We start from the raw sequence: 12,575 nt of genomic DNA on the forward strand, positions 1-12,575 counted from the left end.
AAGTTTAAGCCCCGCGCCGTAGGCTTGCGGTTGTGCAACGGTGGCGGGGCCAGGACGAGATACCCACGGACTGGGGCAGATGCGTGCTCACCATCGGGGTGTTCGACGGGCTGCACCGGGGCCACGCGGAGCTGATCGCGCACGCGGTGAAATCGGGCCGGGCGCGTGGCGTGCCGACCGTATTGATGACCTTCGACCCGCACCCGATGGAGGTGGTGTTCCCCGGCAGCCATCCGGCGCAGCTGACCACGTTGACCCGGCGCGCCGAGCTGGCCGAGGAGTTCGGCATCGACGTGTTCCTGGTGATGCCGTTCACCACCGACTTCATGAAGCTGACGCCGGAGCGCTACATCCACGAGCTGCTGGTGGAGAACCTGCACGTGGTGGAAGTGGTGGTCGGCGAGAACTTCACGTTCGGCAAGAAGGCCGCCGGCACCGTCGAGACGCTGCGCCGGGCCGGGGAGCGGTTCGGGTTCGCGGTGGAATCGATGTCGCTGGTGTCCGAGCACCACGACAGCGAGACGGTCACGTTCTCGTCGACCTACATCCGCTCCTGCGTCGACGCCGGCGACGTGGTGGCCGCCGCCGAGGCGCTGGGCCGTCCGCACCGGGTCGAGGGCGTGGTCGTGCGCGGCGACGGGCGGGGCAAGGAGCTGGGCTTTCCCACCGCCAACGTGGCCCCGCCGATGTATTCGGCCATCCCGGCCGACGGGGTGTATGCCGCCTGGTTCACCGTGCTGGGCCACGGGCCGGTGACCGGCACCGTCGTGCCCGGCGAGCGCTACCAGGCCGCGGTGTCCGTGGGCACCAACCCGACGTTTTCGGGACGGACCCGCACGGTCGAGGCGTTCGTGCTCGACACCACGGCCGACCTGTACGGCCAGCATGTGGCGCTGGACTTCGTGGCCCGCATCCGCGGCCAGGAGAAGTTCGAATCGGTCGACGAGCTGATCACCGCGATGGGCGCCGACACCGAACGGGCGCGCGCCCTGCTGACCGTCAGTTGACCACTGCTAAACTGCCGCACGACACGGCGTGTGCTGCAGTTCGCGGCGGCCGCTGCCGATATCTGAACCTCGCGGACCGATTGATGGAGATATTTCGTGGCGCTGACGGCCGAGCAGAAAAAAGAAATCCTGGGCTCCTACGGCCTGCATGAGACCGACACCGGATCGCCGGAGGCGCAGGTCGCGCTGCTGACCCGGCGGATCGCGGACCTGACCGAGCACCTCAAGGTGCACAAGCATGACCACCACTCGCGGCGGGGGTTGCTGCTGTTGGTGGGGCGGCGCCGCCGCCTGCTCAAGTACGTGGCCCAGATCGATGTCGAGCGGTACCGCTCGCTCATCGAGCGGCTGGGTCTGCGTCGCTGATCCAAGCGCCGCCATGCGCGCGTGGCCCGCGGCCGTAGTCACCGCACTCGTCGTCGTCGGGGGGCTGACAGGTTGCTCGTCTGCGGCCAATGCCGCGGACCTCAAGGTCGGGGACTGCCTGCGGCTCGGCGGCACCGCCGACCGGCCGGAGGCAACCAAGGTGGCATGCGGCAGCCGTTCGTCGAACTTCAAGGTCGCGGCCAGAGTCGCCGACCGCGAACAATGCCCCGCCGACGTGGACTCGTCGTATTCGATGCGCAACACGTTCAGCGACTCCAAAAACACCGCCTGCCTGGACATCGACTGGGTGGTCGGCGGATGCATGAGTGTGGACCCGGAGCACAACGCCGACCCGGTCCGCGTCGACTGCAACGACAAATCGGCGCCACACCGCCAGCGGGCCACCCAGATCCTTCGCGATCTCGGAGACCCGGTCAGCGTCGACCAGTGCGCCAGCGGCGTGGGCTACACCTACTCCGAGCGGCGGTTCGCGGTCTGCGTGGAGGACCTGACGTAGGCAGCCCGGTGGAAACCGCCAGGTCGGCGTGTAGAGTGAGGACGTTCTGGGCCGGATCGGCCCGAACAGGTGCGGTTCGCGCAATCCGCGCGCACCGTCCCAGCGATGTCACGACGGGACCCGAAAAGGAAAGCCACGTCTGTATCGGGCGGTCTTCGGTAGTGGCGGCCGGGGCTTTCTTCCGGCCGCTTCGATCGACGGCCGTAGCCGCATCCAGGCCAGGCTCTGCGGGCTGTGCGTGACCACGCAAAACAGCTGAATAAACCAGAGAGGCCGCACGGACGTCATGTCTGTAGCTGAAATTGAACAAGGCGTGTTCGAGACGACCGCCGTCATCGACAACGGGAGCTTCGGCACCCGCACCATCCGCTTCGAAACCGGCCGGCTGGCCCAGCAAGCCGCCGGCGCCGTCGTCGCCTACCTCGACGACGAGAACATGCTGCTCTCGGCGACCAGCGCCAGCAAGAGCCCCAAGGAGCATTTCGACTTCTTCCCGCTGACGGTCGACGTCGAGGAGCGCATGTACGCCGCCGGGCGCATCCCGGGCTCGTTCTTCCGCCGCGAGGGCCGGCCGTCCACCGACGCGATCCTGACCTGCCGGCTCATCGACCGCCCGCTGCGCCCGTCGTTCGTCGACGGTCTGCGCAACGAGATCCAGATCGTGGTGACCATCCTGAGCCTGGACCCCAACGACCTCTACGACGTGCTGGCGATCAACGCCGCGTCGGCCTCCACCCAGTTGGCCGGCCTGCCGTTCTCCGGTCCCGTCGGCGGTGTGCGGGTCGCGCTGATCGACGGCACCTGGGTGGCGTTCCCGACGGTCGAGCAGACCGAGCGGGCGGTGTTCGACATGGTGGTGGCGGGCCGGGTAATCGGCTCCGCCGAGGAAAACCCAGATGTCGCGATCATGATGGTCGAGGCCGAGGCCACCGAGAACGTCGTCGAGCTGATCGAGGGCGGTGCCGGAGCGCCGACGGAAACCGTTGTGGCGCAAGGCCTGGAGGCCGCCAAGCCGTTCATCGCCGCGCTGTGCGCCGCGCAGCAGGAGCTCGCCGACGCGGCCGCCAAGCCGACCGCCGACTACCCGTTGTTCCCCGACTACGGCGACGACGTCTACTACTCGGTGTCTTCGGTGGCCACCGACGAGCTGGCCAAGGCGCTCACCATTTCCGGTAAGGCCGAGCGCAACAACCGCACCGAGGAGATCAAGGCCGAGGTGCTCGAGCGGCTCGCCGACACCTACGCCGGCCGGGAGAAAGAGGTCTCCGCGGCATTCCGCTCGCTGACCAAAAAGCTGGTGCGCCAACGCATCCTGACCGACCACTTCCGCATCGACGGCCGCGGCATCACCGACATCCGCGCTTTGAGTGCCGAAGTCGCGGTCGTTCCGCGGGCCCACGGCAGCGCGCTGTTCGAGCGCGGCGAAACCCAGATCCTGGGCATCACCACGCTGGACATGATGAAGATGGCTCAGCAGATCGATTCGCTGGGGCCCGAAACCAGCAAGCGCTACATGCACCACTACAACTTCCCGCCGTATTCGACCGGTGAGACCGGGCGAGTCGGCTCGCCCAAGCGGCGCGAGATCGGGCACGGCGCGCTGGCCGAGCGGGCGCTGGTGCCGGTGCTGCCCAGCGTCGAGGAGTTCCCGTACGCCATTCGCCAGGTCTCAGAAGCGTTGGGCTCCAACGGTTCCACCTCGATGGGCTCGGTGTGTGCGTCGACGCTGGCGCTGCTCAACGCCGGGGTTCCGCTGAAGGCGCCGGTGGCCGGCATCGCGATGGGCCTAGTCTCCGACGACGTCGAGATCGAGGGCGGCGGCACCGAGCGCCGGTTCGTCACGCTGACCGACATCCTCGGCGCCGAAGATGCCTTCGGCGACATGGACTTCAAGGTCGCCGGCACCAAGGACTTCGTCACCGCGCTGCAGCTGGACACCAAGCTCGACGGGATTCCGTCGCAGGTGCTGGCCGGTGCGCTGTCGCAGGCCCGCGATGCCCGGCTGACCATCCTCGAGGTGATGGCCGAGGCCATCGACCGCCCCGACGAGATGAGCCCCTATGCACCGCGGGTCACCACGATCAAGGTCCCGGTCGACAAGATCGGCGAGGTGATCGGCCCCAAGGGCAAGATCATCAACGCGATCACCGAGGAGACCGGCGCGCAGATCTCCATCGAGGACGACGGCACCGTGTTCGTCGGCGCGACCGACGGCCCGTCGGCGCAGGCTGCGATCGACAAGATCAACGCGATCGCCAACCCGCAGCTGCCCAAGGTCGGCGAGCGGTTCCTCGGAACCGTGGTCAAGACAACCGATTTCGGCGCGTTCGTGTCGCTGCTGCCCGGCCGCGACGGATTGGTGCACATCTCCAAGCTCGGCAAGGGCAAGCGCATCGCCCAGGTCGAGGACGTCGTCAACGTCGGCGACAAGCTGAGGGTGGAGATCGCCGACATCGACAAGCGCGGCAAGATCTCGTTGATCTTGGTCGCCGACGACGCCGCTTCCGAGGGCTCTGCCGATTCGGGGGCCGCGCCGGCCGATGCCGCGACCACCGGCAGCTAAGTCCGGCGCGTTGCGCCGCGGCAGGAACGGCGCCGAGCCGTCGGCCGCGGTGCGTCGCACCACCTTGCCGGGCGGCCTGCGCGTCGTCACCGAATACCTGCCCGCGGTGCGATCCGCGTCGGTGGGTGTCTGGGTCGGCGTCGGCTCGCGCGACGAGGGCGCCACCGTGGCCGGCGCTGCGCACTTCCTGGAGCACCTGCTGTTCAAGGCGACTCCGACCCGCACCGCGGTCGACATCGCGCAGGCGGTCGACGCCGTCGGCGGTGAGCTCAACGCGTTCACCGCCAAGGAGCACACCTGCTACTACGCGCACGTGCTCGACAGCGATTTGGAGCTGGCGGTCGACCTGGTCGCCGACGTGGTGCTCAACGGCCGCTGCGCGGCCGAGGACGTGGAGCTGGAACGCGACGTCGTACTCGAGGAGATCGCGATGCGCGACGACGACCCCGAGGACGCGCTCGCGGACGTGTTCCTGGCCGCGTTGTTCGGCGACCACCCGGTGGGCCGTCCGGTGATCGGCAGCGTCGCGTCGGTGTCGGCGATGACGCGCGCCCAGCTGCATTCGTTTCACCTGCGCCGCTACACACCCGAGCGGATGGTGGTCGCGGTGGCGGGCAACGTCGACCACGACGAGGTGGTGGCGTTGGTCCGCGAACACTTCGGGCCGCGGCTGGTCCGCGGGCGACGGCCGGTGCCGCCGCGCAAGGGCAGCGGACGAGTGACCGGACGACCCCGGTTGGCGGTGGCGAACCGGGACGCCGAGCAGACACATCTGTCGCTGGGTGTGCGCACGCCGGGTCGGCACTGGGAGCACCGGTGGGCGCTGTCGGTGCTGCACACCGCGCTGGGTGGCGGGTTGAGTTCCCGCTTGTTCCAACAGGTTCGCGAGTCGCGGGGGCTGGCCTACTCGGTGTACTCGTCGCTGGACGTCTTCGCCGACAGCGGCGCGCTGTCGGTGTACGCCGCCTGCTTACCCGAACGTTTCGACGAAGTGGTGCGCGTGACGTGCGACGTGCTGGAGTCGGTGGCCCGCGACGGCATCACCGACGCCGAGTGCCGAATCGCCAAGGGCTCGTTGCGCGGCGGGCTGGTGCTCGGGCTGGAGGACTCCAGCTCACGGATGAACCGGATCGGGCGCAGCGAACTGAATTACGGCGAGCACCGCAGCATCGAGCAGACGCTGCACGAGCTCGACCGGGTCACCGTCGACGAGGTCAACGCGGTGGCCCGCCGACTGCTGACCAAACCCTACGGTGTGGCCGTTGTCGGCCCGCACCGCTCGAAACGATCACTGCCGCAACGGCTTCGGGCGATAGTACAGTAGCCCCATGGTCTTGGGCTTCTGGGATCTCGCGGTGCCGGTGGTGGGCGCGCCGATGGCCGGCGGCCCCGGCACGCCGGAACTCGCCGCGGCGGTGTCCAATGCCGGCGGCATGGGCTTCGTCGCCGGCGGATACGTGACGCCTGAACGGTTTGCCGACGACATCGCGGCCGCGCGGGCGGCCACCAACGGGCCGATCGGCGCGAACCTGTTTGTGCCGCAACCCAGCGCGGCCGACTACGTCCAGTTGGACCACTACGCCGAGGCGCTCGACGAGCTCGCCGAGCACTACGACGTCGAGGTGGGCCGGCCCCGCTTCAGCGACGACGACTGGCAGCGCAAGCTGGAGGTCATCGCCGATGTGCGGCCCGAGGTGGTGTCGTTCACCTTCGGCGCGCCGCCGCCGGACGTCTTGCGCTGGTTCGGCGCGCTGGGGATCGTGCTGCTGATCACCGTCACGTCTGCGTACGAGGCCGGCATCGCGGCGGCCGCGGGAGCCGACGCGCTGGTGGTGCAGGGGCCGGACGCCGGCGGGCATCGCGGCACGTTCGCGCCGGACATGCCGCCCGGCCAGGAATCGCTGATCGACCTGCTGGACCGGATCGGCGCCACCCATCGGATCCCGCTGATCGCCGCCGGCGGCCTGGGCACCGCCGAGGACGTCGAGCGGGTCTTGCGCAGGGGAGCGGTGGCCGCCCAGGTCGGCACGGCGTTGCTGCTGTCCGACGAAGCCGGGACCAACTTCGCGCACCGAACCGCCCTGCAGAACCCGCAATTCGGCAAGACGACGGTCACCCGGGCCTTTTCCGGACGGTATGCGCGCGGCCTGGAGAACGACTTCACCCGGCTGCTCGACGACATCGCTCCGCTGGGCTACCCCGAGGTCAACCACATGACGTCGCCGATCCGCAAGGCCGCGGTCGAGGCCGACGACCCGCACGGTACAAATCTCTGGGCGGGAACGGCATTCGCCTCCGCGCGTTGCGAGCCCGCCGCCGAGATCGTCGCCTCACTCGTATAGCACGCGCACCGGGTCGGTGAACGGCAAACCCAGGTCGGCGGCGACCTGCTGTGACAGCAGTGCACCGTCGTGCGTCGAAAGTCCTTTGGCAAGTGCGGGATCCGATCGGCAGGCGGCTTGCCAGCCGCGGTTGGAGAGCGCGATGACGTAGGGCATGGTGGCGTTGGTCAACGCATACGTCGACGTCTTGGGCACCGAGGCCGGCATGTTCGTCACGCAATAGAACAAGGTGTCGTGGACAGCGAAGGTCGGGTCGTCGTGGGTGGTCGGCCGGGAATCCTCGAAACAGCCACCCTGGTCGATCGCGATGTCGACCAGCACAGCTCCCGGCTTCATGTGCGAGACAAGCGAATTCGACACGATAGTGGGTGCTTTGCCGCCGGGCACCAGTACCGCCCCGATCACCAGGTCCGCATGCTTGACGGCATCCTCGAGTTCGTACGCCGACGAGTAGCGGGTGTGCACCCGGCCGTCGAATTCGGCGTCCAGGCCCCGCAACTTGTCGATGTTGACGTCGAGAACCGTGACGGTAGCGCCCATCCCGCCGGCGACCCGGGCGGCGTTGCGGCCGGCGGTTCCGCCGCCGATCACCACCACATTGGCGGGCTCGACACCGGGCACGCCGCCCATCAACACGCCGCGACCGCCGCGGGTGCGCATCAAGTGATAGGCGCCGACTTGGGCGGAGAGTCGGCCGGCGACTTCGCTCATCGGCGCCAGCAGCGGCAGCGCGCCGACGGCCGTTTGGACCGTCTCGTAGGCGATCGACGTCGTCCTCGCCGCCAACAGCGCGTCGGTGCAGGATCGGGACGCCGCGAGGTGCAGGAACGTGAACAGTGTCTGCCCGCGCCGCAAGAGGGGGTACTCGGCCGGGGTGGGCTCCTTGACCTTGAGCAACAAGTCGGCCTCGGCCCACACCTGCTCGGCGGTGCTGATCAACTGCGCGCCCGCCGCCTTGAAGTCGCCGTCGCTGATCGCCGAGCCCTCGCCGGCGCCGGCCTGGACGAGCACGTCGTGGCCGCGCCGGGTGAGTTCGGCGACGCCCGCCGGCGTGATCGCCACCCGGAACTCGTTGTTCTTGGTCTCGGTGGGCACGCCGACTCGCATGATGACTCCTTCACGTTCAATTGTGAAGAAAGTTCGGCAAGCCAGCAAACAGGGCGATGATAATTCTGTAGAGTCGGGATATGCCGGTGCAGACAACGGATACGACGGGCGGGACCGGTAGCTCACCGAAGAATGTTCGGCCAGCCGACCTGGACGAGGTCGATCGCAAGATCCTGAGCCTGCTGCACGCCGACGCGCGGATGACCAACAGCGCCCTGGCCGAGAAGATCGGCCTCGCTCCATCCACGTGCCACGGTCGCTTGCGGCGGCTGCTGGATTTGGGTGTGATCCGCGGCTTCTACACCGACGTCGACCCGGTGGCGGTCGGATTACCTTTGCAGGCAATGATTTCGGTCAACCTGCAATCCACCGCACGCGGCAAGATCCGCAACTTCATTGCACAGATCCGGCGCAAGCCGCAGGTGATGGACGTCTATTTCCTGGCCGGCCCCGACGATTTCCTGCTGCACGTCGCCGCCCGCGACACCGAGGACCTGCGCGCGTTCGTCGTCGAAAACCTCAACGCCGACGCCGCCGTCGCTGGCACGCAGACGTCGTTGATCTTCGAGCATTTGCGTGGGGCGGCACCGATCTGACACCGATGAAGTCCTACGACGGCGGCCCGACGGACCCGCCGATCCTCGAGGAGACTATCGGCGAGAATTTGGAGCGCGTGGTGGCCGCGGACCCCGACGCGGAGGCGCTGGTCGAGGTGGCGCGGCGGCGCCGCTGGACGTATGGCGAGCTCAACGCCGAGGTCGATGTGATTGCGCGGGGGCTGATGGCGCTCGGGGTGGAGCGCGGTGAGCGGGTTGGGATTTGGGCGCCCAACTGCGCCGAGTGGACCATCGTGCAGTACGCGACGGCGAAGATCGGTGCCATCTTGGTCAACATCAATCCGGCGTACCGCACACACGAATTGGCCTACGCGCTCAAGCAATCCGGTGTCCGGACGCTGATTTCGGCAACCGCGTTCAAGACCTCGGACTACGCCCGCATGATCGACGAGGTGCGGCCTGAGTGCCCGACCCTGAAAGACGTCGTCTTCCTCGATGCCGACGACTGGGACGCTCTACGCGAACGCGGCGTGCCCGTCGATGAATTGCGCAGCCGCAGTGCATCTTTGAACAACCGCGACCCGATCAACATTCAGTACACGTCGGGAACCACCGGATTCCCCAAAGGTGCGACGCTGTCGCATCGCAACATCCTCAACAACGGCTTTTTCACCACCGAGCTGATCGGTTTGGGTCCCGCCGATCGGCTGTGCATACCAGTGCCGTTCTACCACTGCTTCGGAATGGTGCTGGCCAACCTGGGCTGCACCACGCACGGCGCCACCATGGTGATCCCCGCGTCGGCGTTCGACGCGGGCGCTACCCTGGGGGCGATCGAAGCCGAGCGCTGCACGGGTGTCTACGGCGTGCCGACGATGTTCATCGCGATGCTGGGTCATCCCGACTTCGCCGCTTTCGACCTGTCGTCGCTGCGCACCGGGATCATGGCCGGGTCGGTCTGCCCGGTCGAGGTGATGAAACGTTGTGTGGCCGAGATGAATATGGCCGAGGTGGCCATCGCCTACGGCATGACGGAGACGTCCCCGGTGTCGTGCCAAACCCTCATCGACGACGACCTCGAGCGGCGTACGGCGACGGTCGGCCGGGCGCACCCGCATGTGGAGATCAAGATCGTCGACCCGGATACTGGCGAGGTTGTCGAGCGCGGGCAGCCGGGGGAGTTCTGCACTCGCGGCTACTCGGTGATGCTGGGCTACTGGCGTGACGAGGCGCAAACGCGCGAGGTGATCGACGCCGACGGGTGGATGCACAGCGGAGACCTTGCCGTGATGCGAGAAGACGGCTACTGCAACGTCGTTGGGCGACTCAAGGACATGGTGATCCGCGGCGGGGAGAACGTGTATCCACGCGAGATCGAGGAATTTCTGCTGACGCATCCCGACGTCGACGAGGCGCAAGTGGTCGGCGTGCCGGACGAGCGCTACGGCGAAGAGATCTGCGCGTGGATTCGGATGAAGCCCGGGCGGCGCCCGCTCGACGCGCCGGCGGTGCGCGCCTTCGCCACCGGCAAGCTGGCGCACTACAAGATCCCCCGTTACGTCCACGTCGTCGACGAGTTCCCGATGACCGTCACCGGCAAGATCCGCAAGGTCGACATGCGCGAGGAGAGCATCCGATTGCTGCGCTTATCATCAGCCAATGACTGAGCCCTCCGCTACGGCCACCGTGCACATCAACGCGAGCGCCGACGAGGTGTATGCGCTGGTCACAGACCTGCCGACGCTGGCGTCGATGGCCGAGGAGACCGTCGCGATGCAGTGGCGCAAGGGTGACGGCGCCCGCCCGGGCGCGGTGTTCACCGGCGCCAACAGAAACGGCAGCCGGCGGTGGAGCACGACGTGCACGGTCACCGACGCCCAACCCGGGCGGGTATTCGCATTCGAGGTGCGCTCCGGCGTGATCCCAGTAGCGCGGTGGCAGTACGACTTCGCCCCCGCCGACGGCGGTTGTCGCGTCACCGAGAGCACCTGGGACCACCGGTGGCGCTGGATCCGCCGGGTAACGCCGTTAACTACTGGTGTCCGTGACCGCACCGCGGCCAACGCCGAGCACATCCGCCTCACCTTGCAGCGGTTGAAGGAACGCGCCGAGGCGTCATAGCCGTCGACTGCCGCGAATCCGCGACGATCGGTGAGAATCGTCGTTAACATATGGATGTGCTCACCGCGATTGAACGGCTACTGAGCTTTCAGCTGACCATCGTCGAAATCCTCTGCGTCGGTGTGGTGTTGGGCGTTCCCTACCTGGCTATGGGCATTGTCTGGACCAGCACCCACACCGCTCATCTGGACCAGCTGCAGGGCGTGCACCTGATGATGTCGCTACTTTTCTCGATCCTGCTGTGGCCGGCGCTCGGATTTGCCGGGTGTGCCTGATGCTGCTCACCACCTTGCGCAGGGTGCTGAACTATCCAGTCAGCATCGGGGCGCTCGTCGAAATTGCGCTGCTGGCCGCGATTCCCTACTTGATCGTCGGCGCTGTCGTGTCGGGTGCATACGGCGAGAAACTGCATCAGGTACAGGTCGAGCAGGGCAACGAGGCGTTGGTGACGCTGATGGCGTCCATCGTCTCGTGGCCTGTGCTGTTGTTCTCCCACTCATGCGGGAGCTGATCCTGGTGGGTCGTGGTTGGGTTTGTAGCGTTCGGGGTGGTGGTAGTTGTTGGTGCGGGGTTGCCCATGGTCGAGATGTGGTGGGGGGATCCATTGGGTGTGTCCGTTGGTGGATTTGGTTGTGAGCCAGCCGTGTTCGGCGATGTCGTTGTCGGGTTTGCAGGCTAGGGTGAGGTTGGTGATGTCGGTGCGTCCGCCGCGGGCCCAGCTGTGGAGGTGGTGGGCTTCGGTCCAGTAGCCGGGTGTGTCGCAGTTGGGCCGGGTGCAGCCGCGATCTTTCGCGTAGAGCACGATGCGTTGGTCGGGTGAGGCGATGCGTTTGGTGCGGCCCAGATAAAGCGGGCGGCTGTCGTGGTTGTCGAAGATGGCTAGGTAGTGGTGGGCGTGGCTGGCCATGCGGATCAGATCGGGCATGGGTAGCAGGGTGCCGCCGGCGGTGAGGGCGTGTCCGCTGGCCGCGGTGAGCTCGGCCAGGGTGGTGGAGACGATGGCGGTGACGGGTAGGCCCTTGTGGGTGCCGAGTTTGGGGTCGCCGAGTTGGCCGCGGACTAGGGCGTTGAGGGCGTCGTGTTGGCGTTGGGCGTGTCCGCGGGCATCGGTGCGGGCCAGCTCCTCGGCCGGCTCGCCGGCGGTGCAGGGTTGGGGGTCGTCGGGGTTGCACATGCCGGGGGCGGCGAAGCGGGCGAACCAGGCTTCCAGGTTGGCGCGCAGCTCGGGGGTGGCGGTCAGTTTGGCGATGCTCATGCCGTCGCGGCGTTGCGGTGCCCAGCTAAAACCGCGTTGGCGGGCTCTATCTTCGTCGGAGAAGGTGCCGTCGGGGTTGATGGTGATGGCGTAGCGCTCGGCGACCTTGGCCAGTTGGTCGGGGCGCAGGGCGGTGGCTTGGTCGGCCAGAAAGGCTTCGGCTTTTGTGACGATGGCCGCTGGGGTGTCGGCGGGTAGGTCACGGATGAAGCCCTGGATGATGCGCAGGTGCTGGGTGTCGAGTTGGCCCTCGCGCCACATCAGTGCGGTGGCGGGTAGTTCGGGTGGCTGCGGTTGGCCGGTCAAGGTGGTGCGCGGGGCCAGTTGGGTGGCGTCGTGCAGGCGGCGGCGGGCCTCGGCGCAGCTGATGCGCAGCCAGTCGGCGACCACTTTGTGGACCGCGCCGCCGATGTCGGCCGGGACTTCCTTGGTGAGCCCGACGATGATGTCGTGGCCGGCCACGGCCTGGCGACGCGCGGCGGTTTCCAGCCGCTCCAACATGCGCAGCCGCACCGCCGGCTCGTAGCTGTCGACGTTGAGTTCGCGGATGCGCGCCACCGCCGCGTCCAGCGCATCCAGGGCCGACGCCAGCTCCGCTGCATCGGCCACGCATGTCGAACTCATGTTCGAAACACTACTAGCGCCCACCGACAAGAGGAGGCCAAGAAGGAGGGGCTGTGGATCAAAGTCGAACTGTGCGCAAAATGCCGCCGCCAAGCGGCATTCGATCGGGGACACGT

General features: G+C 67.5%; 13 protein-coding genes. 11 read left to right on the forward strand and 2 right to left on the reverse strand.

The window, feature by feature from the left end:
- Window positions 1-32: 32 nt before the first annotated feature.
- The 6 genes from MFM001_RS17225 to MFM001_RS17250 all read left to right on the forward strand — a co-directional run bounded on the left by MFM001_RS17225 (window position 33) and on the right by MFM001_RS17250 (window position 6,795).
- Window positions 33-1,007 (forward strand): bifunctional riboflavin kinase/FAD synthetase, encoded by a 975-nt coding sequence (locus MFM001_RS17225; protein ID WP_116376491.1) that lies wholly within the window; start codon window positions 33-35, stop codon window positions 1,005-1,007.
- 96 nt (window positions 1,008-1,103) lie between these two features.
- The gene (rpsO, locus tag MFM001_RS17230) at window positions 1,104-1,373 is read left to right on the forward strand and encodes a 30S ribosomal protein S15 (RefSeq protein WP_062541288.1); all 270 of its coding nucleotides are present in this window, start codon (window positions 1,104-1,106) and stop codon (window positions 1,371-1,373) included.
- 13 nt (window positions 1,374-1,386) lie between these two features.
- Window positions 1,387-1,890: a hypothetical protein gene (locus MFM001_RS17235; protein ID WP_116376492.1), complete on the forward strand. Its 504-nt coding sequence runs from the start codon at window positions 1,387-1,389 to the stop codon at window positions 1,888-1,890.
- Between the two features lie 286 nt (window positions 1,891-2,176).
- Window positions 2,177-4,453, forward strand: coding sequence for a polyribonucleotide nucleotidyltransferase (locus MFM001_RS17240; RefSeq protein ID WP_116376493.1), 2,277 nt, complete (start codon window positions 2,177-2,179; stop codon window positions 4,451-4,453).
- On the forward strand, window positions 4,431-5,777 hold the full coding sequence (locus tag MFM001_RS17245; RefSeq protein ID WP_116376494.1) for a pitrilysin family protein: 1,347 nt from the start codon (window positions 4,431-4,433) through the stop codon (window positions 5,775-5,777). Before MFM001_RS17240 ends, MFM001_RS17245 begins: the two co-directional genes overlap by 23 nt.
- A gap of 4 nt (window positions 5,778-5,781) precedes the next feature.
- Window positions 5,782-6,795, forward strand: a complete 1,014-nt coding sequence (locus MFM001_RS17250; RefSeq protein ID WP_116376495.1) for a nitronate monooxygenase — start codon at window positions 5,782-5,784, stop codon at window positions 6,793-6,795.
- Here MFM001_RS17250 and ald read toward each other — a convergent pair.
- The gene (gene ald / locus MFM001_RS17255; protein ID WP_116376496.1) at window positions 6,784-7,902 is read right to left on the reverse strand and encodes an alanine dehydrogenase; all 1,119 of its coding nucleotides are present in this window, start codon (window positions 7,900-7,902) and stop codon (window positions 6,784-6,786) included. The two genes, MFM001_RS17250 and ald, sit on opposite strands and share 12 nt — an antisense overlap.
- 80 nt (window positions 7,903-7,982) lie before the next feature.
- Here ald and MFM001_RS17260 point away from each other — a divergent pair, with 80 nt between their 5' ends.
- From MFM001_RS17260 to MFM001_RS17280, 5 genes are read left to right on the forward strand one after another with little or no spacing between them, the layout of a single operon-like run.
- The gene (locus MFM001_RS17260) at window positions 7,983-8,498 is read left to right on the forward strand and encodes an Lrp/AsnC family transcriptional regulator (RefSeq protein ID WP_116376497.1); all 516 of its coding nucleotides are present in this window, start codon (window positions 7,983-7,985) and stop codon (window positions 8,496-8,498) included.
- 5 nt (window positions 8,499-8,503) lie between these two features.
- On the forward strand, window positions 8,504-10,126 hold the full coding sequence (locus MFM001_RS17265; RefSeq protein ID WP_116376498.1) for an AMP-binding protein: 1,623 nt from the start codon (window positions 8,504-8,506) through the stop codon (window positions 10,124-10,126).
- Window positions 10,119-10,580: an SRPBCC family protein gene (locus tag MFM001_RS17270; protein ID WP_116376499.1), complete on the forward strand. Its 462-nt coding sequence runs from the start codon at window positions 10,119-10,121 to the stop codon at window positions 10,578-10,580. The genes MFM001_RS17265 and MFM001_RS17270 overlap by 8 nt, the downstream gene beginning before the upstream one ends.
- Before the next feature lie 50 nt (window positions 10,581-10,630).
- Window positions 10,631-10,855, forward strand: a complete 225-nt coding sequence (locus MFM001_RS17275; RefSeq protein WP_371685558.1) for a hypothetical protein — start codon at window positions 10,631-10,633, stop codon at window positions 10,853-10,855.
- Entirely contained in the window at window positions 10,855-11,091 is a 237-nt protein-coding gene (locus tag MFM001_RS17280) for a hypothetical protein (RefSeq protein WP_238159250.1), read from the forward strand. Before MFM001_RS17275 ends, MFM001_RS17280 begins: the two co-directional genes overlap by 1 nt.
- Here MFM001_RS17280 and MFM001_RS17285 read toward each other — a convergent pair.
- Window positions 11,077-12,459, reverse strand: coding sequence for an HNH endonuclease signature motif containing protein (locus tag MFM001_RS17285; protein ID WP_116376500.1), 1,383 nt, complete (start codon window positions 12,457-12,459; stop codon window positions 11,077-11,079). The genes MFM001_RS17280 and MFM001_RS17285 overlap by 15 nt on opposite strands.
- Window positions 12,460-12,575 lie beyond the last annotated feature (116 nt).

The organism is Mycobacterium sp. MFM001, assembly GCF_003402475.1.
Lineage (GTDB): Bacteria > Actinomycetota > Actinomycetes > Mycobacteriales > Mycobacteriaceae > Mycobacterium.